A 22,624-nucleotide genomic window follows, 5' to 3' on the forward strand; every position below is an offset into this window, starting at 1 on the left:
CCACTGATGGCTTCATCTTTTGGGTTTCCTTTTTGTTTAATTATAGATGTGAGATATTAGATTTGAGTATGGAGAGCAGCTTCATTTGCATTTGGCTTTTTATCTCACATCTCATATCCGACGTCTCATATCTATTTTAAGAAATAATCATGTAGGTAACTTGTTACGATAGCTTCGTTACTGATACTGCTCCAGAAAGGAGGTATTCCAGCCACACCTTCCGGTACGGCTACCTTGTTACGACTTAGCCCCAGTTACCGACTTTACCCTAGGACGCTCCTTGCGGTTACGCACTTCAGGCACTTCCAGCTTCCATGGCTTGACGGGCGGTGTGTACAAGGCCCGGGAACGTATTCACCGCGTCATTGCTGATACGCGATTACTAGCGAATCCAACTTCACGGGGTCGAGTTGCAGACCCCGATCCGAACTGTGAATGGCTTTATGAGATTGGCATCCTGTTGCCAGGTAGCTGCCCTCTGTACCATCCATTGTAGCACGTGTGTAGCCCCGGACGTAAGGGCCATGATGACTTGACGTCGTCCCCTCCTTCCTCTCTATTTGCATAGGCAGTCTGTTTAGAGTCCCCACCTTGACGTGCTGGCAACTAAACATAGGGGTTGCGCTCGTTGCGGGACTTAACCCAACACCTCACGGCACGAGCTGACGACAGCCATGCAGCACCTAGTTTCGTGTCCCGAAGGACTTGAGCGTCTCTGCTCAATTCACTAACTTTCAAGCCCGGGTAAGGTTCCTCGCGTATCATCGAATTAAACCACATGCTCCTCCGCTTGTGCGGGCCCCCGTCAATTCCTTTGAGTTTCACCCTTGCGGGCGTACTCCCCAGGTGGAATACTTAACGCTTTCGCTTAGACGCTGACCGTATATCGCCAACATCGAGTATTCATCGTTTAGGGCGTGGACTACCAGGGTATCTAATCCTGTTTGATCCCCACGCTTTCGTGCCTCAGTGTCAATCAAACCATAGTAAGCTGCCTTCGCAATTGGTGTTCTGTGACATATCTATGCATTTCACCGCTACTTGTCACATTCCGCCTACCTCTAGTTCATTCAAGCTCATCAGTATCAAAGGCACTGCGATAGTTAAGCTACCGTCTTTCACCCCTGACTTAATAAGCCACCTACGCACCCTTTAAACCCAATAAATCCGGATAACGCTTGGATCCTCCGTATTACCGCGGCTGCTGGCACGGAGTTAGCCGATCCTTATTCTTACCGTACATTCAGCCTGATTCACGAATCAGGGTTTATTCCGGTACAAAAGCAGTTTACAACCCGTAGGGCAGTCTTCCTGCACGCGGCATGGCTGGTTCAGGCTTCCGCCCATTGACCAATATTCCTTACTGCTGCCTCCCGTAGGAGTCTGGTCCGTGTCTCAGTACCAGTGTGGGGGGTCATCCTCTCAGATCCCCTAAACATCGTAGCCTTGGTAAGCCGTTACCTTACCAACTAGCTAATGTTCCGCATGCCCATCTTAATCCTATAAATATTTGATCACAGTGCAATGCTGCATCGTGATGTTATGCGGTCTTAATCTCTCTTTCGAGAGGCTATCCCCCTGATTAAGGTAGGTTACATACGTGTTACGCACCCGTGCGCCACTCTCAAGGAAAGCAAGCTCTCCTATCCCGTCCGACTTGCATGTATTAGGCCTGCCGCTAGCGTTCATCCTGAGCCAGGATCAAACTCTCCATTGTAAAATGTGTGTTTAACCACTGACCCTATTATTAATAATAGAATCTGTATAATTATGTATCTTTATACAGTATCTAAACTCTTTGTTATCATAACTCATCCGCCTTTTGCTTTCTGCTTTACGCATTCCGCTTTCAGCTTCTGTGTTACTCTACATGATTTTCTATTTCTTAAAAGAACTTTKYCGCYTCCCCGTCACGGTTCCGCTATATAATCTTTACAAGTTGCCTTGTCTGATTTGTCATTTTTGTAAGTCTGGGAATCGCTCTCAAACCCTTTTGATTACTCGTTAACCCAAGCTAACTTTCTTCCCTCTTTTCTTATCGCCTGATTTGCTCAGACTCAACTTCTTTCGCTCTCTCAAGCACCCTTCCGTTTGGGTCTGCAAAGGTAGAAACCTTTTCCATCTTTCCAAAACTTATTTTTTTTATTTTTTCTTTCGAAATCCTAAGTTTTGAACCGCTCAACTACCCTTTTCTCTATCCCCGTTGCGGGGTGCAAAAGTAGCAAACTTTTTGACTTTCCGAAAATTTATCTGAAGTTTTTTTGAGTTTCTTTTTTCTCTGCCTTTTCCGCTTTACCCTATCTCCAAAAACCCGCTTCAGTAAACCTTTCTAAGAACAACCCCGCTTCCTTATTTGCGGGCTGCAAAGGTAGCCACTTTTTACTCTCCTGCAAACCTATTCTCCTATTTTACTAACACCTGTGTATAAGATGTTAATTATCAGAACGAAAAAATTAAAAAACCTTTTCGCAAATTCGGTTCCATGCTCAAAATCCGAGGTTTTCCACAGTAAAAATCCAACTCAGTCGATTTTTAAGCAGAAATTTCTTGCAACAGCATCAATCATTAAAGTGTACAGGCCCCTTGGATTAATGGATGCTGTCTAAAAGATTTATCCCACACAAAAGATATTGTGTTGCGTTAGGGGGAGTAGCGGATACCAGCCCGCGCCTAATGCCTTGTGCGCGTATGAGCGGATGACCCGGGCCGCGGGCAACGCCATACTCCGGAATAAGGACTATTAGATAAAAGATTAAGGACAGCTGCAAAAAAGAAGTGCGTTTTGCGGAATACAAATTTTACATATCCTTTGCCACTAAGCGGTCTTGCATGACACTATAAACCATATTATATATAGTGCAGGCAATGCGGGCATACTATATATACCTGCATACACTTATACGTTACATACATAGTATAGGATAAAACGAGCCGCCAGGAAGCCGTGCCTCAAAAACCGAATAAGTTAAAAGATGTTAAAAGCACATACTATATATATAAGGAGCACAAAACACGTTATATATTAGCCCCTAAATAAATAATTGACTGATTTACATTAATCACCTATCTTTGCAAAATGTTTAAAAAACAACTAACGTTATTCACCTGTGTTTTAGCCCTGTTAATTATTACACTGGGAAGTTGTAAAAGCAAATACGAAAAGTTAAGAGCAAGTAACGATTACGCCAAAAAATACCAGGAAGCCATTAAGTACTATAATAAACAGGATTATGAAAAAGCCCTTGGTTTATTTGACGTACTGGTTGAGCGCTATCGTGGACGTAGTGCTGCTGAAGACCTATTTTACTACTATGCCTTCACCAACTATAAGTTAAAGGATTATACATCTGCAAGGTTTCACTTTAAAACCTTTGCCGATACTTACCCATCGAGCCCAAGAGCAGAGGAATGTCGCTTCTTTTCGGCATATTGTTATTACCTTGATTCACCTACTTTTTCGCTTGACCAGGAAAATACATTAAAGGCTATTGAAACATTGCAGTTGTTTATTAACCTTTATCCTAAAAGCGACCGGGTTACCGAAGCAAGCAAGTTAATACAAAACCTGCGCGACAAACTGGAAATGAAAGCCTATGAAAATGCAAAATTGTATTTAACCATCGGTGATTATCAATCGGCCGTTATTGCTTTTAATAATGTGCTTCGCGATTATCCGGATACTAAATATGGTGAGGAAATTGAATTCCTGACCATAAAAGCACAATACCTGTATGCCGATCATAGCTTTGAAACCAAACAAGTAGACCGTTTTGAACAGGCTATAACTTATGCCCAGCAGTTTAATGATAAATTCCCCGCAAGCAAATACGGCAACGAAGCTAAGGGTTTAATAAAAGATAGCCAGGCTGGCATTGTAAATGCTAAACGTGTAGAAGCCGAAATATTAACAAATACCAAACTGGCAAAAAAGCTGGCCGCAAAGGATACCGTTAAAACACAGCCACCATCAGAAAAGAATCAGGATCAGAAAATACCATATTAAAAAAATTAGATATGACAGCAAATAACACCAACAAACCAGCAGTAGCAAGCAGCACTGTAACCCGCGATTTACGCGAGCTGGACGTTAAAACCAATAACATATATGAGTCGCTTGTGATCATGTCAAAAAGAGCGAACCAGATATCAAACAATATTAAAGAAGAGTTACACCAAAAACTTTCTGAGTTTGCATCATCAAACGATAACCTGGAAGAGGTTTTTGAAAACCGCGAGCAAATCGAGATCTCTAAATACTACGAAAAACTGCCTAAACCATCATTGGTAGCTGTTCAGGAGTTTTTAGATGATAAGGTTTATTACCGCAATCCTTCTAAAGAAGCTTAATATTACCCCGAAAGGGGAAGCAAAAGTTAAAGAATTTAAAACTCCCATATGGGAGTTTTTTTGTTTATTTTTAAATTTTATAATCATTCCCCTAAAGGGAATCAGGGCTTATGCTTGAAGGTAAAAACATCATTCTGGGAGTTTGCGGCAGTATAGCTGCCTATAAATCGGCATTGCTGGTGCGGTTACTGGTAAAGGCCGGTGCCAATGTACAGGTATTGATGACACCAGACGCCACCAGCTTTATAACTCCGCTTACGCTTTCAACACTCTCTAAAAAACCGGTACTGGTTGATTATTATAAAACCGAAACCGGTGAATGGAATAACCATGTTGAGCTGGGCCTTTGGGCGGATATGCTCATCATAGCACCTATAACGGCCAATACCCTGGCAAAAATGGCCAATGGCTTTTGCGATAATTTACTTACAGCCGTTTACCTATCGGCCAAATGCCCGGTGTATTTTGCCCCGGCTATGGACCTGGATATGTGGCTACATACGGCAACCCGGCAAAATGTTAACAGGCTGCTATCATTTGGCAATATCTTAATAGCCCCGGGCAATGGCGAACTGGCCAGCGGGCTTTATGGCGAAGGCAGACTGGCCGAACCCGAAGAGATTATTGACTTTTTATCGTCGGCAGTTAAAAAAAAACTCCTTTTAGCTAATCAAAAAATTATGGTTACCGCCGGGCCAACCTATGAGGCTATCGACCCGGTGCGCTTTATAGGCAACCATTCATCAGGCAAAATGGGCTTTGCTATCGCGGATGAACTGGCTAAAATGGGTGCCGATGTTATATTGATTAGCGGGCCAACCGCACAGGTAAGCAGCCAGCAAGCGGTAAAACGGATTGATGTTACCTCGGCTGCTGAAATGCTGGAAGCCTGCTTAACTCATTATAAAGATGCTAAAGCCTGCATTATGAGTGCTGCCGTTGCAGATTATACCCCGGCAACCATCGCGCAGCAAAAAATTAAAAAAAAGGATGCCAGTTTTAACATCGAACTAAAAGCCACTACCGATATATTGAAAACCTTGGGCGAACAAAAAGCCGAATGGCAGATCCTGGTAGGTTTTGCACTGGAAACCAACGATGAAGAAATAAACGCGATAACCAAGCTGCAAAAGAAGAACCTGGATTTTATTGTGTTAAATTCGTTAAATGACGCCGGCGCCGGTTTTAAAAAGGATACCAACAAAATAACTATTATTGACCGTGAGCTGCAAAAAACCACTTTTGAATTGAAGAGTAAAGAGGGCGTTGCCCATGATATTTGCCTTAAAGTTGCCCAATTAATAAACGGATGAAACAAGTATTTTTTTATATAATATTAACCTGCTTAACTTTCCGTGCCACGGCGCAGGATTTGAACGCACGTGTACAGGTGCTTTCGCCAAAGATACAGGTAAGTAACAAACGTATTTTTCAAACGCTGGAAACCGCGATGAAGGATTTTTTGAACGGCCGCAAATGGAGTGCAGACCAAATAATGCCCCAGGAACGTATAGACTGCAACTTTGTATTGAATATTACCAGCTGGGATGGCGGAAGTGTATTTGGTGCCGAATTGCAGGTACAGTCGTCCAGGCCTGTATATGGTTCATCCTATAGTTCAACCTTGCTCAACATTAATGACCGGGATGTTGATTTTACCTATAATGAAGGTCAAACTATCGATTTTAGCGATCAGAACTTCCAGGGTAACCTAAGTTCGGTAATGGCTTTTTATGCATATATTATTGTAGGGACGGATTATGATACTTTTTCGCGCTATGGCGGTACTCCTTATTTTGCAAATGCCCAAACTGTAGTTGCCAATGCGCAAACCGGCTCGTACAAAGGGTGGAAAGCCTTTGACGGCAACATTAACCGCTACTGGTTATCAGAGAATTTGAATAATAAACTTTATGCCCCATTACGTGATTTTATGTATGATTATCACCGCAACGGCCTCGATATTATGGCCGATAACGCCAATAAGGGCCGTAAACTTATCACCTCGTTATTGCCCAACCTGCAGCAGATAAACCGGCAGCGCGTTGGCTCTATGTTCCCGCTTATATTTTATACAGCCAAGAGTGATGAGTTTGTATCCCTATATAGCAAAGCCGATCCGCAGGAACGGACGCAGGCTATGAATTTGTTGTTGCAAACAGACCCCGCCAACGGAAATAAGTACCAGACTTTGAAGTAACCGAAGAATCAAAAGGCAACAATTAAGACTTTTAAATATTTCGTTAAAGTGTTGCGTTCGCAACAGAACAGCAAAAAACAACATCTATTTAGTCATCAGCACTTTAACAATAGTCATAAAATCAATCGTTGCCCGATCTGCCGATGCTCAAATCCACCGGTCCGATAGTACGGCAATCCCCTAGTGTTAAGTCAATAGTACTAAGTCGTAAGTTTAGCCTGATTTGTTCTTTTCGACTTCGAACTTAAGACTTTCGACTAAAGGCTAACGTCAATTCAAAGTTAACAGCTAGTCTGCAGGTTTAATAATGGTGTTGCCTGCGGTCCGGGCTTTACGCTTATACTGCACAGGCATTAGTCACGAGGCCGGTATCCGCTGCTATCCCTAACACGAAAACTTCCCCGCACCGCGCAACCCGATCCCCGCACCAAATTCCCCTTCCAAAAATTTTTTTTTCAAAAACCCTTGCATATACGAAATCTATCGTAGATATTTGTACGAAGAAATTCGTATAACACTAAAATGGATATAAAACCAACAGAAAGCGAGCTCGAAATTTTACAGGTGATCTGGAGAATGGGGCAATGTACCGTACGCGATGTGCACGAGGAATTAGCCAAAACAAAAGATGCCGGTTACACCACAACCTTAAAACTGATGCAGATTATGCATGACAAGGGCTTGGTGGAACGCGATACCTCGTCAAAAACTCATTTGTACAAAGCTTTATTTAGCCAGGAACAGGCGCAAAGCAACGCTTTGGATAAAATATTGTCTACTGTATTTAAAGGTTCCACATCCGACCTCGTAATACAGGCACTTGGGCAGCACCGCACGTCTAAGGACGAGATAGATGCTATTAAGAATTTTCTTAACCAGTTTGATCAGCATAAAAAATAAAACGTTATGGAAAGTGTATTCTATAATATAAGCCAGGTTTTGGGTATCACTATTATCCACTCTTTATGGCAGGGTTTATTGGTTTGGTTTGCGTTGCGTTTATTATTCGCCTGCGCGCCATCGCTATCATCTATAAAAAAGCATAATGCCGCTATGGCAGCAATGCTTGCCATAAGTGCTTGGTTTGCTTACACTTTTGTAAGCCAGGTGCATGCACATATATGGATCGATTTTTCAGCAGCCAGCTCGCCGGTTTTATTACCACATTTTACTTTCCCCTTAACTATTGCAACCCACGCTGTTACATCATCATATTATAATTATGTAATAGAAGGGTATCTGCCCTATATATCTACCATTTACTTTATCGGCCTTGCTTTTAATATACTAAGAATGGGCATCAACTGGCAAAAGTTGAACCATATTAAAAACACCATGATACCTGCCGACAGGCTGCAGGATTATGTCGATTCGCTTTGCGAACAATTACGAATTAGCCGTTATGTGAGCGTAAACATCAGCAGGTATGTTGATGTACCCTGTATGATCGGTTTTTTTAGTCCGATTATACTCTTACCAATTTCATTAACAACCTATTTATCAACCGAAGAAATAAAGGCCATTTTACTGCACGAGCTATCGCACATAAAACGTAACGATTACCTGCTTAACATGGTACAGCAGTTTATAAGTATACTGCTTTTCTTTAATCCCTTTGCCCAACTAATTAACAGAATAATAAACCAGGAACGCGAAAACCGGTGCGACGACCTGGTCGTAAAAACAACCGCCCAGCCTTTAGTGTATGCGCATGCACTATTAAAGCTGGAGCAAACAAGGCAGGTAAACCTGCAACTGGCCCTTGCCGCCACCGGCAAAAAATATCATTTATTAACCAGAATTGAACGTATCATGAACACAAAGAAACCAATAGGCAACATACGCCATCTTTTAGTGGCCGTTGCAATAATAGCGGCAAGCGTCAGCAGTATTGCCTGGCTAAATCCTACCATAGCCAACGGTAAAATATCAATAAAAAAAGTACGGGTAACTTATCCGGCTGTATTGAAAGATTTACTTGCAGATACTACCCACAAAAAAGTTGCTAAAGCTAAAAAAACTGTAGCTGCTAAAACGGCATTACGCAACAAGCGGATTGCAGAAGAGCGATATAACAACTTTAATGATGCCGAATTGAGCCGGCTGACTGCCGAAGTTGAAAAATATGCCCAACAAATAGACAAATTCTATGATAGCCCCGGGTTTAGAGATCAGCAAAAACTGATGGAAGAAAAAGCTGAGGCCATGGAAAAGTTTTACAATAGCCCGCAATTGAAAAGAATGCTGGAAGACCAGGAAAAAATAGCCGAAGATTTTCAAAAAAACTGGGGCGAAACCGGTGAGACCAGTAAGCTGGGTGACCAAATGGGTAAAATGGGCGAAAAAATTGGGGCATATTACAATAGCCCCGAGTTTAAGCGAATGAATGAAGAGCTCAGGAAAAAATATGGTATCAAAGGCAATTACCATGATGATAGCAAGGATGAGAATTACAAAAAATACCAGGAAGAATTGCAAAGTAAAGTTTCGCCCGAGATAAAAGAGCAAGCTGAGCAGCTGAAAAAGATGGGCGAAGAGATGCGCAACCATTTCGACTCACCGGAGTTTCGCAAAAAAAGTGACGAACTGCGGATGATGAGCGATAGCTTAAGAAAAGCATACCACAACCCCGCAATGGAAGAGCAAAAACAGGAAATGAAAAAACTTGGCGAAAAAATGCGGGCTTACCAGGATAATGCTGAAATTAAACAGGCAAAGGCACGGTTGCAGCAAGCCAGCAAAAAGCTAAGGGAATATACCAATAGTCCCGATTTTAAAAAACGCATGGCTGACGCGCGTAAAGCGGCTGACGCTGCAAGTGAAGAAAACTAATTGAAGGTTAACTGGTACATTTAAAATATCCCAATATATTTAACTAAATAACTTAGCAATAATTCATTAAATTTTATTTTAAAGAACGGTAATTCGTACTTTAGTATCCTTAATAAAATAAGGATACTTTTTTATGCTTCAAAAGCTAACCATCAATAATTACGCGCTGATTGATAACCTGGAGATAAGTTTTGGTGAAGGCCTTAACATCCTTACCGGCGAAACCGGCGCAGGTAAATCTATCATATTGGGTGCCCTATCGCTTATTTTGGGTCAGCGTGCCGAAAGTCGTTATTTTTTTAATCAGCAAAAAAAATGTGTTATTGAAGGTTCGTTTAAAATAAGCGGATTTCATTTAAGTTCATTTTTTGAAGAAAACGACCTGGATTATGAGGCCGAAACCGTTTTACGCCGCGAGATCTCTGCCGATGGAAAATCGCGGGCTTTTGTGAACGATACCCCGGTTAACCTTACCGCGCTTAAACAATTGGGCGAAAAACTGATCGATATCCACTCACAACATGCCACACTGGAGATCAATGATCCGGAATTTCAGTTGCTGGTGGTTGATTCGGTTGCCAGGCATGATGACCTGCTGAATGATTACCGGAATAAATACCGCACGTTTAAAAAAGACACCGGCAAGCTTGCCCAATTAATAGCCGAAAGTGATAAAGCCAAAGCTGATCTTGATTACTTTCAGTTCCAGTTTGATGAGTTAGAGAAAGTTAGCCTTAGCGCTGATGAGCAGGAACCGCTGGAAAAAGAGTTATACGCATTAAATAATGCCGAGGAAATAAAGCGCAACCTATATGGTGCTTATTACCTGATACAGGAAGGTGAAGTGGCGGCACTTTCTCAACTACGTGAGGCGGGGCAACAGTTAGGCACCCTGGAAAAATTCGATTCGCAAATTGAGGAATTGCACCAGCGTTTGAACAGTACTATCATCGAACTAAAAGATATAGCTGCCGAAGTTGAGCAGATAGAACAAAAAACCCATACTAATGAGGCCCGGGTTGATGAAATTAATACACGCCTGAGTTTGATATATAACCTGCAAAAAAAGCATCGCGTAAACAGCAATACCGAACTTCTACAGATCCAGGATGAACTGTCGGAAAAGATCCGGCAGGTCTTATTTAGCGATGAAACTATTGAAAAACTGCAAAAGCAGTTGGCTGCAGATAAAGCTGAACTTGAAAAACTTGCAGCCAGGCTGACTGCAAACCGCTTAAAAGCTATCCCTGCTATTGAAAAACAGGTGATTGATACACTTGCGGAAATGGGCATGGGTAATTCGACGTTGAAAATTGAACAAATGCAGCCCCCCCCGCCCCCTAAAGGGGGAGCTTTTGATTCGCAAGGTGGCGCCGTACTTACCAAAGATGGTGTAGACCAGGTCCGCTTTCTTTTCTCGGCCAATAAAGGACATGCGCTGGCCGAGATGAGCAAGGTAGCATCGGGCGGTGAGCTTTCACGGCTGATGCTGAGTATTAAATCTATCATTGCAAAATATACCGCCCTGCCTACTATTATTTTTGACGAGATAGATACAGGGGTGTCCGGCGAAGTAGCCAATAAAGTGGGCACCATAATGGAGCGCCTGGCCGATAACCTGCAGGTAATTACAATTACTCACCTGCCTCAAATTGCCAGCAAGGGTAAAAACCATTATTTTGTTTATAAAGACGATAGTGCCGCAACAACCTATACCCGCATTAAACAAATTGATAACCATGACCGTGTTTTGGAAATTGCCAAAATGCTGAGCGGTGATAAACCGGGTGAAAGCGCGTTGCAGAATGCAAGGGAACTGTTGGCATCATAGGTGCATAAACATGAAACAACTATTATCAGCGCTTATATTTATACCATTGATTATCAGCACTTTGATTGCTCAATAACAAAGCATTGTTAAACGGGATACCGTAAACCTGCGTGGCTATGTTTACGATGATAAGGCAGTTCAAAATAACATAGAGGGCACTGTAAAGCTTGATTTCAAAGTTGAAAAAGACGGTTCGGCCGCTGACTTTAAAATACTCCAAAGTATTGTATATGATTGCGATCAAAAACTGATAAATACGATAAAACATTTGCCCAAATGGCAACCGGCAATTGAAAATGGCAGATCCATGGCTACACAGCAAACTGTTTCTGTAGAGTTTAAACTAACTGATAAATAATTATAACTTTACGCCCAATTGTAGAAAATTCAAAATATGGCTTATAATTTATTAAAAGGCAAAAAAGGTATCATATTTGGTGCCCTCAATGAGCAATCCATCGCCTGGAAAGTAGCGCAGCGCGCAGTACAGGAAGGTGCCGAAATTGTATTATCAAATGCGCCTATCGCATTACGCATGGGCGAACTCAATAAACTGGCAGAAGAATGCAATGCCCCTATCATAGGTGCCGATGTTACCAGCAATGATGATATCAATAACCTTTTCACCAAAACCAAAGAACACTTTGGCGGTGGTGTTGATTTCATCCTGCACTCTATCGGGATGAGTATCAATGTTCGTAAAAACATCCCTTACCCCGAAAACAATTACGATTTCACGCATAAAGGCTTTGATATTTCGGCGCTAAGCCTGCACCGTATATTACAGGCTGCTATGAAACATGATGCCATTAACGAATGGGGGTCTGTATTGGCTTTAAGTTATATAGCAGGGCAACGTTATTTCCCTGGTTATAATGACATGGCCGACAATAAAGCGGTACTGGAAAGTATAGCCCGTAACTTTGGTTACGAGTACGGTGTGAGCAAAAAAGTTCGTGTTAACACCATTTCACAATCACCTACCCGCACCACAGCCGGATCGGGCGTGAAAGGCTTTGACGGCTTTATCGACTTTGCCGAAAAAATGAGTCCGCTTGGTAATGCTGATGCAGACCAATGTGCTGATTATTGTATTACCTTGTTCAGCGACCTGACCAAAATGGTAACCATGCAAAACCTTTTCCACGATGGTGGCTTCTCCTTTACCGGGGTAACACAAGCTGTTATTGACCAGATGGGGAAATAAGCTAAAAGCCAAAGGCATAAAGCCGAAAGCTAATAAAGCTAATTTATAATTACATAAAAAAGGAGCTCTGCATTTACTTTGCAGTGCTCCTTTTTTATTAGATAATTTGGGGATTAAGCGGGCGTTGAATCAACCAACACAACTTTTACCTTAATATTCAAAGTGGGTGCTGCACTCAGCTGGCTTCCATCAGAATTTTGCGCATATAGAATAACCTTACCTACCGAATAAGTGTAGCTGTATGCTATACCATTGTAGGTTTCGGGAAGCGCTTCATAAGTTTTGCCATCATCATAAGAAATATAAACCAGTACACCTCCATTGGCCTGGGCATAACCATCCTGCTCGGGCAAATTACCCAGTGTTGATGAATACGATAAATTTCCTTCGTCATCTGTTGTAACTTTCCAGCCGCTGGTACCCTGTACATCATAAAATGCGGTTAGGTTGGCTGGGGTGATATACTTTTTAGTACATGAGGTTGCCGCTATTAAAACAGTGCAGCAAATTAAAGTCAAGATTTTTTTCATAACGTTTCGATTGTATATACTGTAAGAACAATATAATTTAAAAAGGTTTAACGTTTTTTGATTTATTTTATTTCAAAAATATTGGCTGCTCATTGTGTTATATATGGCTCAAGCTGCTTTCTCCATAAGTAGTAACCATAAGGAGTTAGGTGTACGCCATCTGTTGTGGCAAGGGAATTTAGCATATCATCTTTAATAAAATTACCATACATATTAATGTATATAATATTATTGGGCCGGCAATAGTTAGTTAATTCACAAAAACACCTTGCGATAACTAAATTTTTAGTTTAATTTTATTTATGCGGAAACTTAACTTTTTACTGCTTTTGATAGTGCCCGGCTTTTGCCAGGCCCAAATAAAGATAACCGGTAAAATTATAAACCATCCTGACAAAAAGCCGGTAGCAAATGCCAGCGTATTTTTAAACAATGCTATTGTAGGCGATAAAACTACCGATGATGGCACCTTCACACTTAGTAATGTAAAACCGGGCCAGTACGATCTCGTAGTATCCATAGTAGGTTACGAAACTCATAGCCTCACCATAATGGCAGGTACAAAGGATATTGCTTTATCAGAAATTTCGCTTACCCCTAAAACCATCATGCTGCAGGAGGTAAATATTAAACCAGATCCCAATCGTCAGCGAAACTATAATGATTTTAAGCGATTATTTTTAGGCACATCAGAAACGCTTCGCGCTGCAAAATTCTGAATCCCGATGTTGTAGATGTGGATTTTGACCTTCAAACAGGCATATTATCAGCCTCAAGCGGCGATGATTTTATCGAAGTAGAAAATAAATCCTTAGGCTACCTTATTAAATACAAACTCACCCAATTCAACCATGATACCAAGGGTATTTTTTATTATGAGGGCATCTCGGTATTCCGGGAGCTTAAAGGCGATAAATCGCAAAAGCGAAAATGGGAAAAGCGCAGATTCGAGGTTTTACGGTTAACCCGTACGCCCAATCCCGATTATAAAGAAGGCAGACTGGGAAATAACAATTATAAGTATAAGCAAACCTTATATACCAAGCCGATTTTAACCGCGGGCGACTTTGCAAAGCGTACCGACCAGCCAGGCTTGTTTGCCATTGGCTTTACAGATTGCCTGTATGTAATTTATACCAAAAAACGCGAAGAAACCGATCTGTTTGTTTACCATCCGCTGGAGGTGCCCAATCACCCGGTCACTATTCTATCTTTTGATAAGCCTTATACTTTTTTTGACAGTAATGGCATTATCATAAACCCCCTCAGTATAATCTTTGAGGGCGACTGGGCCAAAAGCCGCATGGCCGAATTACTTCCGGTGGATTATGAGCCCGAGACAAAGTAACTTATTTATACACCTACCTTACAATAATTACAGCAATTCTTAACCAGCTGATTAAATAAATTAAGGATCACCTACCTATGCAACCACTATAGTTACATTTAATGAACCATATGCTTTTTTTGGGGCTGATGGATTAATCACAAATCCGGAAAGTGTTACTTTTGAAGGAGAGTGGGCAGTAAGCGGGCTGGCAAATCTGCTACCTACAGCCTGAAAATAAACCATAAAATAAAAAACCCCATCTGCCTAAGCAAACGGGGTTGTATTTTCAATAAGTAAGCAATTATTTCTGCTCTTCTTTTGTCGGAGTTTTGCTTTCACCTTTTTCGTCGGTGATCTTGATCTCGTTTGTTTCCTTATCAAAATCAACCTTCATGATATCACCTTCGCTTAGTTCACCTTTAAGGATCTCTTCGGCAATTGGATCTTCCAAATATTTCTGGATAGCACGTTTTAACGGGCGTGCACCAAATTGCGAATCATAACCTTTTTCGGCAATAAACTCTTTGGCGGCTTCGGTAAGCTCAATTTTGTATCCTAAAGCATTAACGCGACTAAACAGGTAGGCCAGTTCAATATCGATGATCTTGAAGATCTCTTCTTTACCTAACGAGTTAAACACAATAACATCATCAATACGGTTCAGGAACTCAGGAGCAAAAGCACGTTTCAAAGCGTTTTCAATAACACCTCTTGAATGTGTATCGGCTTGTAAAGTTTTTGCATTGGTACTGAAACCTACGCCCTGGCCAAAATCTTTCAGCTGGCGGGCGCCAATATTTGATGTCATGATGATAATAGTGTTCCTGAAATCAACCTTGCGGCCTAATGAATCAGTTAACTGGCCTTCATCCAATACCTGCAACAATATGTTAAATACATCTGGGTGAGCTTTTTCAATCTCATCCAATAATATTACGGCATATGGTTTACGGCGTACTTTTTCGGTCAATTGTCCGCCTTCTTCATAACCTACATAACCCGGAGGCGCTCCAACTAAACGGGATACCGCGAATTTCTCCATGTACTCGCTCATATCAATTTGTATCAGCGCGTCTTCGGTATCAAACATAAAACGGGCAAGCTCTTTTGCAAGCTCGGTTTTACCAACACCTGTAGGGCCTAAGAAAATAAATGAACCAATTGGTTTTTTAGGATCTTTTAAGCCGGCACGTGTACGTTGTATAGCACGGGTTAATTTTTTGATAGCTTCATCCTGGCCAATAATCTTGCTGGCAACAGTATCGCTCATGTGCAATAGCTTTTGGCTATCTGCCTGGCCAACCCTTTGTACAGGGATGCCTGTCATCATTGATACTACTTCGGCAACATTATCTTCGGTTACGGTATAACGCTTTGATTTTGTTTCGGCTTCCCAAACAGCCTTGGCCTGATCAAGCTCTGCAATCAAATTCTTTTCAGTATCGCGCAGTTGTGCAGCTTCTTCGTATTTCTGGCTGCGTACAACCTTGTTTTTCTCAATCTTAATCTGCTCTATCTTTTGCTCAATATCCAGTATATTTTGTGGTACATGAATATTGGTTAAGTGCACGCGTGAACCCGATTCGTCCAAAGCATCGATAGCCTTATCCGGTAAAAACCTATCGGTAATGTAACGGGTAGTTAAGTTAACGCAGGCATTAATAGCTTCGGGAGTATAGGTTACACCATGGTGCTCTTCGTATTTTTCTTTGATCCTGTTCAGGATCTCGATAGTTTCAACAGGAGTAGCCGGCTCAACCATTACCTTTTGGAAACGGCGATCCAAAGCTCCATCTTTCTCGATATACTGACGATACTCATCTAATGTAGTTGCGCCAATGCATTGTATCTCGCCCCTTGCCAAAGCAGGTTTAAACATATTTGATGCATCAAGCGAGCCTGAAGCACCGCCCGCACCTACAATAGTATGAATCTCATCAATAAACAAAATTACATCAGGTGATTTTTCCAGTTCGTTCATCACCGCTTTCATACGTTCTTCAAACTGACCGCGGTATTTTGTGCCTGCAACCAGTGAAGCCAGGTCAAGCGTTACCACGCGTTTGTTGAACAATACACGCGATACTTTACGCTGAACAATGCGCAAGGCCAATCCCTCGGCAATAGCCGATTTACCAACACCTGGCTCACCTATTAATATAGGGTTGTTCTTTTTACGGCGCGACAGGATCTGTGATACCCTTTCGATCTCTTTTTCACGACCAACAATAGGGTCAAGTTTACCATCTTCGGCGGCGCGGGTTAAATCGCGGCCAAAGTTGTCCAATACCGGTGTTTTTGATTTAATGTCTGATACCTTTTTAGGCTGGCTAAATGATTCTTCTTCTTTAAAGTCATCATCACCGCCGGTTGGTGATCCGGGCATTTCGTCAGTTACATCGTTTTTATGTGATTCTACCTCACCTTTAAACACCTCGTAGTTTACGTTAAACTGCACCAATATCTGCGATGCGATATTATCCTCATCGCGCAAAATAGATAGCAGCAGGTGCTCGGTTCCAATTACATCACTTTTAAATATTTTGGCTTCCAGATAAGTTATTTTTAATACCTTCTCGGCCTGCTTGGTTAGTGGGATACTGCCAATATGTACATTTGTTCCAATGGTACCTTTAACAGCATCTTCAACAGCGCGGCGAAGTTTCGTAGTATCAACATTCAAACCTTTCAGCAATTTAATTGCTACGCCGTCTCCATCCCGGATAAGGCCCAGTAAAAGATGCTCCGTTCCTATATAGTCGTGCCCAAGGCGCAATGCCTCTTCTCTGCTATATTGAATAACATCTTTAACCCTCGGCGAAAATTTAGCTTCCATATATACCTTTCATTATTATGAACGTCCTAATCTATAAATTTTTTACAAACACGACGTATGACTTAACATTTATCAACAATATTGCCAACATTTAACACTTTGCAGAAACAGACATTCATATGATACGCAAGCTATTAAAGTTTGGGGTTAATTGATAATTTTTATCAAAAAATTCAACAATCACCAAATTCTTTTACAATATACAAACGAAACATACCATTTTGATACAAAAATTTCAAAATAGTTTAAACATTGTGTTAATTAATTATAAATCATATGCTAAAACAGGCATTTCGTCATACCGTATGTCATTTAGGCATTAACATTATCTTTATTCAATGTTTACATATATATACGCAAAATCAAACCAAACAGTTGCCACTTTGCTATGTTAAACGCAATTAAATACTTACAAGTATGTATAAATCATCAAGTATTTAAAATAGCAGTAAATATTTTTTCTGTCACTTGTTTTTTTAGGTAATCAATCAATTTTGGCTCATATTTGAATTCTTTTTTTAATCAATTATAATGGCAGACGAAAAGATCATTTTTTCAATGGCAGGGGTTAGCAAAGTTTATCCCCCGCAAAAAACAGTTTTAAAAAACATTTATCTCTCGTTTTTCTATGGTGCCAAAATTGGCGTTATCGGTTTAAACGGCTCGGGTAAATCATCTTTATTAAAAATTATAGCAGGAATTGATAAGACCAATATAGGCGAGGTTGTTTTTTCGCCGGGTTATACCGTAGGCTACCTAAGCCAGGAACCCGAGCTTGATGCTAACAAAACCGTGCGTGAAATTGTGGAAGAAGGCGTTGCCGAAACCACGGCCTTATTAAAGGAATACGAGGAGATTAACGAGAAATTTGGCCTGGAAGAATACTACAGCGATGCCGACAAAATGGATAAGCTGATGAATCGCCAGGGCGAATTGCAGGATCAGATTGATGCTGTAAACGCCTGGGAACTGGATACCAAACTGGAGCGCGCTATGGATGCCCTGCGCTGCCCCGAGCCTGATACCAAAATTTCGGTACTATCTGGAGGCGAACGCCGCCGGGTGGCCTTATGCCGCTTATTATTAAAGGAACCGGATGTTTTGCTGCTTGATGAACCAACCAACCACCTGGATGCCGAATCTATTGATTGGCTGGAGCAACATTTACAACAATATAAAGGTACCGTTATTGCCGTAACGCACGACAGATACTTTTTGGATAACGTAGCCGGATGGATCCTGGAGCTTGACCGTGGAGAAGGAATCCCATGGAAGGGAAATTATTCCTCATGGCTGGATCAAAAAGCCAAACGTCTGGCCCAGGAAGATAAGAGCGAAAGCAAACGCCAGAAGACCCTGGAACGCGAGCTGGAATGGGTACGCATGGGACCAAAAGGCCGTCATGCCAAATCAAAAGCGCGTTTAGGTAATTACGAGAAACTGGCATCCGAAGAAACCAAGGAACGCGAAGATAAGCTGGAGCTGTTTATCCCGCCAGGCCCACGTTTAGGTAACATCGTAATTGAGGCCAATGGTGTAAGCAAGTCATATGGCGACAAATTATTGTTTGACAACCTGAGCTTCTCGTTGCCTCCTGCGGGTATAGTAGGCATTATAGGTCCCAACGGTGCAGGTAAAACCACCCTGTTCCGTTTAATTACCGGGCAGGACCAGCCGGATGCGGGCACCTTTCGCGTAGGTCCAACTGTAGCCTTAGGTTATGTTGACCAGATGCATGATGACCTTGACCCCAACAAATCTGTTTGGGAAAACGTTACCGGCGGACTCGAAACCATCATGGTAGGCAACAAGCCGCTTAACTCACGGGCCTACGTTTCCAAATTCAACTTTAACGGCGCCGATCAGCAGAAAAAGGTAGGTGTATTATCGGGCGGTGAGCGTAACCGCGTGCACCTATCCATCACCCTAAAAAAAGGATCGAACGTGTTGTTGCTGGATGAACCCACCAATGATATTGATGTAAACACCTTACGTGCTTTGGAAGAGGCCCTTGAAAACTTTGGCGGCTGCGCAGTAGTGATCAGTCACGACCGCTGGTTCCTGGATAGGATTTGTACCCACATACTGGCCTTTGAAGGCAACTCGCAGGTTTACTTTTTTGAAGGAAACTATTCTGATTACGAAGAGAACAAGAAAAAACGTTTAGGTGATATTGCACCTAAGAGGATTAAGTATAAGAAGTTGACGGTGTAGCAGCTCCTCTAAATCTCCCCCTGAAGGGGGAGACTTTTGAATTGCATTATTTCCAGACTTACGAAGTTTTAAAAACTTCGTAAGTCTTTAGCCTAAGCCAGAATCCTTTACGCATCAATGAGTCAATTAACCTTTTTCATAACCCGTGATGAAACGATAAGCATATTAAATACCCTTATCGACACAGGTGAAATTAACATCTTTATCGGAGGATCTTTTGAACAAGAAAAACCCGAACCTATTATCAAGCTTACCACGTTAATTGATTCTGACTGCTTTACGCTGTGGCTAAAAAATGATTTTAAGGAAGCTAAAGGAATAAAAATGACTCAGGGCCATAATAAAAACCGCTTTGTATTTGACTATTATAGAGATCCTATTATAGAATTCACAGATTGCAAAAGAACACCATCATTGATCTCCCCTGGTCGTATTTTTTATAAGGCTGGCTGGATAGAACACGACGCACTAAGGGAAAAACATAAAAACTGGGGTAAAAATGTATCCCGGCTAATTGATAAAAGACTTAATAAACTGAACAGCATCTGGAGAATTTCTGATGGGGTGAAAGATTGGGTGGAAAAGGGTGGCAATTTGGAATTAGGGTCGGGTGGTATGATTATTAATAAAGATAATCTATCAATTCTACAAGTACGACTATAGTTAGCTTAGCAAAAGGAATGGCTTACCTTAAGTCATCCTCACCTTCATCCATCAGTTTTTTACCCTAACTATCAATTCCTTAACACAACTCAACAAAAAATTCCTTAACTTGCCATTTTCTAATTATAATACTTAAGGCCATGACAGAGACGCTGGACATCAAGATCACCAAAACCAATCATTCCCGTTTAGCAGAAACGGATTTTGACAACTTACCATTCGGAAAAACATTTTCTGACCATATGTTTATGGCGGATTATGCTGATGGTGAATGGAAAAACCTACAGGTCGTTCCCTATGGCGAGATTGGACTTAGCCCGGCAATTTCTGCTTTACATTACGGCCAGGCATTTTTTGAAGGTTTAAAAGCTTATAAACATGCCGATGGAAAAGTAACTATTTTCCGTCCCGACAAAAACGCAATCCGCTTTAACAAATCGGCAGAAAGGCTTTGTATGCCATCCCTGCCCGAAGAAATATTTTTACAAAGTATGGCGGCCGTGGTTGATATTGACCGCGAATGGGTACCATCAAAAGCTAACCATGCTTTATACATCCGCCCGTTTATGTTTGCCACAGATCCTTACCTGGGTGTAACCCCATCAGCAACCTATAAATATATGGTGCTCACAGGCCCTGTAGGACCATATTTTTCAAAAACACTGCGAGTAAAAATTGAAACATACTATACCCGTGCTGCCGAAGGTGGTATGGGCTATGCCAAAGCAGCCGGCAACTATGGTGGCTCGATGCTGCCTGGCCGTAAAGCAACCGAAGAGGGCTTTGATCAATTGATATGGACAGATGCTAAAGAGCATAAATATATTGAAGAAATGGGTGCCGCCAATGCCATGTTTATGCTTGATGGCAAACTGATTACCGCCGAAGCTAAAGATACCATATTGGATGGCGTTACCCGTAATACAGTTATTACCTTAGCCAAGGAGTGGGGTATTGCTGTTGAGGAGCGCAAGGTTTCTGTGGCAGAAATTATTGAAGGCGCTAAAAACGGCAAACTTACCGATGCATTTGGTGCAGGTACTGCCGCAACCATAGCTTCGGTAGGCTCAATAAGTGTTGATGGCGAAGAGTACTTTTTAAGCGACCCAAAAACGCGTGAATTTTCGCAAAAAGTATTGGCAACCCTTGATGCCGTAAAATATGGCCGTGAACCAGATACCCATGGATGGAATTACCTGGTAGGTTAATTTTAAATAACCAGGTCCTGAATCTTGAGTTCTTTAAGATTCAGGACCTGAATATATCCCGGTGACTTTATAATTTATAATTAACAAACCTTCAGACTTCTCAATCTACCGATACAGTCAATCCCTCCTGTTGCAGAATTTTGCGGTAGATCTCCATCTCTGTAAACGAGCCTTCCAATACGGCGCATTTCCCTTCGTTATGTACTTTCCAGGCTATTTTTTCGGCTTGAGGCTCGGAGTAATCAAGATACTTCATCATACAGTAGATCACGTGATCAAACGTGTTAAAATCATCATTCCACAATATAAGGCGACGAACTTCTTTAAGGCCCGTCAGTAATTCTTCGAGGGTAAATGTTTCTTCCTGTGTTTCAGTTGGCATACGTAACCGCAAAATTACTCAAAAACAATAATAAAAGTGTTAAAATCATGTTCAATTGACTTAAAATCCTGCTACAATAGTGCGGATAGACAACCCAACACCATAACACATGAAAAAAATCGCCGCTAGTATTGTTCCGTTAGCCGCCCTATTATTTACAGTTAGTACAGTTAAAGCCCAGGCTGCAAAAAACAATCAAAACACATTGCAACCTCCGCCCAATAACATAATTATTGATGGCAACCTGAAAGACTGGGGCGATAGTCTTCGGTATTTTAACGAGGAGAAAAAAATAAATTATGCTTTGGCCAATGACAAAACCACACTTTACGCGGCCATTCGCATTACCGACAAAATGGACCAGATGCGCACGCTTAATGCGGGCATTACCCTAAGCATTGATCCCAAAGGCAAAAAGAAGGAAAGCTTTTCGCTTACCTTCCCGTTGGCAGAGCCGGGCACCAAACCTGATTTTGGAAAACGCCCCGACGATAATAGCGAAGTTACCCAACAAGACCGTGACGAATTGGCCCGGGAACGGATAACTAAACTGCGCGATATTAAGGTGGTTGGTTTTATAGATATTGAGGGCGATATGATCACCACATCAAACACTTACGGCATTAAGGCAGCTATAGATTACGATGCCGACGGAAACTTGGTTTATGAAATGGCCATCCCACTGCAGTTTTTTCATGCTGACGATATTACCAAAACCGAGTGGGCATTCAATTTTAAAATAAATGGCATACAACGGCCAAAAGGCGAAGGCATGGAAGGTGGTGAACATCCGGGTGGTAGCATGGGCGGCAGTGGCCGTGGAGGACGTGGCGGCGCTATGGGCGGCGGCGGTCGTGGCAGCAGGGGCGGACGCGGTGGAGGTATGAGTAGAGCTGGTTCAGAAGGCAGTCCGACGGAAATGACTAAATTGACTGATTTTTGGGAGAAGTTTTATCTTCACCAAAACTAATTACCAATAAAAAGGGATTACATTAAATAGCCATACAATAATACTATTTACAATAATCCCTTTTTTACTCCAAA

Annotated in this window: 18 protein-coding genes and 1 rRNA gene; 15 read left to right on the plus strand and 4 right to left on the minus strand. The window is 41.8% G+C overall.

What is annotated here, in order from left to right:
- Nucleotides 1-195 precede the first annotated feature (195 nt).
- A 16S ribosomal RNA gene (locus AC1DQW_RS17590) occupies nucleotides 196-1,717 on the minus strand.
- Nucleotides 1,718-3,076: 1,359 nt separating this feature from the next.
- Here AC1DQW_RS17590 and AC1DQW_RS17595 point away from each other — a divergent pair.
- The 9 genes from AC1DQW_RS17595 to AC1DQW_RS17635 all read left to right on the plus strand — a co-directional run bounded on the left by AC1DQW_RS17595 (nucleotide 3,077) and on the right by AC1DQW_RS17635 (nucleotide 12,417).
- Nucleotides 3,077-4,003 (plus strand): outer membrane protein assembly factor BamD, encoded by a 927-nt coding sequence (locus tag AC1DQW_RS17595; RefSeq protein ID WP_477455282.1) that lies wholly within the window; start codon nucleotides 3,077-3,079, stop codon nucleotides 4,001-4,003.
- Nucleotides 4,004-4,014: 11 nt separating this feature from the next.
- On the plus strand, nucleotides 4,015-4,347 hold the full coding sequence (locus tag AC1DQW_RS17600; protein WP_295714930.1) for a DNA-directed RNA polymerase subunit omega: 333 nt from the start codon (nucleotides 4,015-4,017) through the stop codon (nucleotides 4,345-4,347).
- 110 nt (nucleotides 4,348-4,457) lie between these two features.
- Complete coding sequence (gene coaBC / locus AC1DQW_RS17605; protein ID WP_477455283.1) at nucleotides 4,458-5,660, plus strand: bifunctional phosphopantothenoylcysteine decarboxylase/phosphopantothenate--cysteine ligase CoaBC; 1,203 nt, start codon at nucleotides 4,458-4,460, stop codon at nucleotides 5,658-5,660.
- A complete protein-coding gene (gene porD / locus AC1DQW_RS17610) occupies nucleotides 5,657-6,547 on the plus strand; it encodes a type IX secretion system protein PorD (protein WP_477455284.1) in 891 nt (296 codons plus the stop codon). Before coaBC ends, porD begins: the two co-directional genes overlap by 4 nt.
- 522 nt (nucleotides 6,548-7,069) lie before the next feature.
- Complete coding sequence (locus AC1DQW_RS17615) at nucleotides 7,070-7,447, plus strand: BlaI/MecI/CopY family transcriptional regulator (RefSeq protein WP_477455285.1); 378 nt, start codon at nucleotides 7,070-7,072, stop codon at nucleotides 7,445-7,447.
- A 6-nt stretch (nucleotides 7,448-7,453) separates the two neighbouring features.
- Nucleotides 7,454-9,379 carry a M56 family metallopeptidase gene (locus AC1DQW_RS17620; RefSeq protein ID WP_477455286.1) on the plus strand — a complete coding sequence of 642 codons (1,926 nt, stop codon included), beginning with the start codon at nucleotides 7,454-7,456 and terminating at the stop codon, nucleotides 9,377-9,379.
- A 133-nt stretch (nucleotides 9,380-9,512) separates the two neighbouring features.
- Nucleotides 9,513-11,210, plus strand: a complete 1,698-nt coding sequence (gene recN / locus AC1DQW_RS17625; protein WP_477455287.1) for a DNA repair protein RecN — start codon at nucleotides 9,513-9,515, stop codon at nucleotides 11,208-11,210.
- Nucleotides 11,211-11,316: 106 nt separating this feature from the next.
- Complete coding sequence (locus AC1DQW_RS17630; protein ID WP_477455326.1) at nucleotides 11,317-11,568, plus strand: energy transducer TonB; 252 nt, start codon at nucleotides 11,317-11,319, stop codon at nucleotides 11,566-11,568.
- Between the two features lie 36 nt (nucleotides 11,569-11,604).
- Nucleotides 11,605-12,417: an enoyl-ACP reductase FabI gene (locus AC1DQW_RS17635; RefSeq protein WP_477455288.1), complete on the plus strand. Its 813-nt coding sequence runs from the start codon at nucleotides 11,605-11,607 to the stop codon at nucleotides 12,415-12,417.
- A gap of 113 nt (nucleotides 12,418-12,530) precedes the next feature.
- Here AC1DQW_RS17635 and AC1DQW_RS17640 read toward each other — a convergent pair whose 3' ends face one another.
- Nucleotides 12,531-12,947: a hypothetical protein gene (locus tag AC1DQW_RS17640; RefSeq protein ID WP_477455289.1), complete on the minus strand. Its 417-nt coding sequence runs from the start codon at nucleotides 12,945-12,947 to the stop codon at nucleotides 12,531-12,533.
- A gap of 302 nt (nucleotides 12,948-13,249) precedes the next feature.
- Here AC1DQW_RS17640 and AC1DQW_RS17645 point away from each other — a divergent pair, with 302 nt between their 5' ends.
- Both AC1DQW_RS17645 and AC1DQW_RS17650 read left to right on the plus strand, forming a co-directional pair.
- Nucleotides 13,250-13,666 carry a carboxypeptidase-like regulatory domain-containing protein gene (locus AC1DQW_RS17645; protein ID WP_477455290.1) on the plus strand — a complete coding sequence of 139 codons (417 nt, stop codon included), beginning with the start codon at nucleotides 13,250-13,252 and terminating at the stop codon, nucleotides 13,664-13,666.
- A gap of 17 nt (nucleotides 13,667-13,683) precedes the next feature.
- A complete protein-coding gene (locus AC1DQW_RS17650; RefSeq protein WP_477455291.1) occupies nucleotides 13,684-14,295 on the plus strand; it encodes a hypothetical protein in 612 nt (203 codons plus the stop codon).
- 283 nt (nucleotides 14,296-14,578) lie between these two features.
- On the opposite strand, the gene AC1DQW_RS17655 is transcribed toward AC1DQW_RS17650, so the two are convergent.
- Entirely contained in the window at nucleotides 14,579-17,113 is a 2,535-nt protein-coding gene (locus tag AC1DQW_RS17655) for an ATP-dependent Clp protease ATP-binding subunit (protein ID WP_477455292.1), read from the minus strand.
- A gap of 531 nt (nucleotides 17,114-17,644) precedes the next feature.
- On the opposite strand from AC1DQW_RS17655, the gene ettA reads away from it, so the two are divergent.
- From ettA to AC1DQW_RS17670, 3 genes are all read left to right on the plus strand, one after another.
- Entirely contained in the window at nucleotides 17,645-19,327 is a 1,683-nt protein-coding gene (gene ettA, locus AC1DQW_RS17660) for an energy-dependent translational throttle protein EttA (protein WP_477405759.1), read from the plus strand.
- A gap of 117 nt (nucleotides 19,328-19,444) precedes the next feature.
- The gene (locus tag AC1DQW_RS17665) at nucleotides 19,445-19,990 is read left to right on the plus strand and encodes a hypothetical protein (protein WP_477455293.1); all 546 of its coding nucleotides are present in this window, start codon (nucleotides 19,445-19,447) and stop codon (nucleotides 19,988-19,990) included.
- A 140-nt stretch (nucleotides 19,991-20,130) separates the two neighbouring features.
- Nucleotides 20,131-21,198 (plus strand): branched-chain amino acid aminotransferase, encoded by a 1,068-nt coding sequence (locus AC1DQW_RS17670; protein ID WP_477455294.1) that lies wholly within the window; start codon nucleotides 20,131-20,133, stop codon nucleotides 21,196-21,198.
- Between the two features lie 100 nt (nucleotides 21,199-21,298).
- Here AC1DQW_RS17670 and AC1DQW_RS17675 read toward each other — a convergent pair whose 3' ends face one another.
- Entirely contained in the window at nucleotides 21,299-21,580 is a 282-nt protein-coding gene (locus AC1DQW_RS17675; protein WP_477405396.1) for an ATP-dependent Clp protease adaptor ClpS, read from the minus strand.
- A 109-nt stretch (nucleotides 21,581-21,689) separates the two neighbouring features.
- Here AC1DQW_RS17675 and AC1DQW_RS17680 point away from each other — a divergent pair, with 109 nt between their 5' ends.
- Nucleotides 21,690-22,550 (plus strand): hypothetical protein, encoded by an 861-nt coding sequence (locus AC1DQW_RS17680; RefSeq protein ID WP_477455295.1) that lies wholly within the window; start codon nucleotides 21,690-21,692, stop codon nucleotides 22,548-22,550.
- Nucleotides 22,551-22,624 lie beyond the last annotated feature (74 nt).

This window comes from Mucilaginibacter sp. P5_A4, assembly GCF_056400605.1.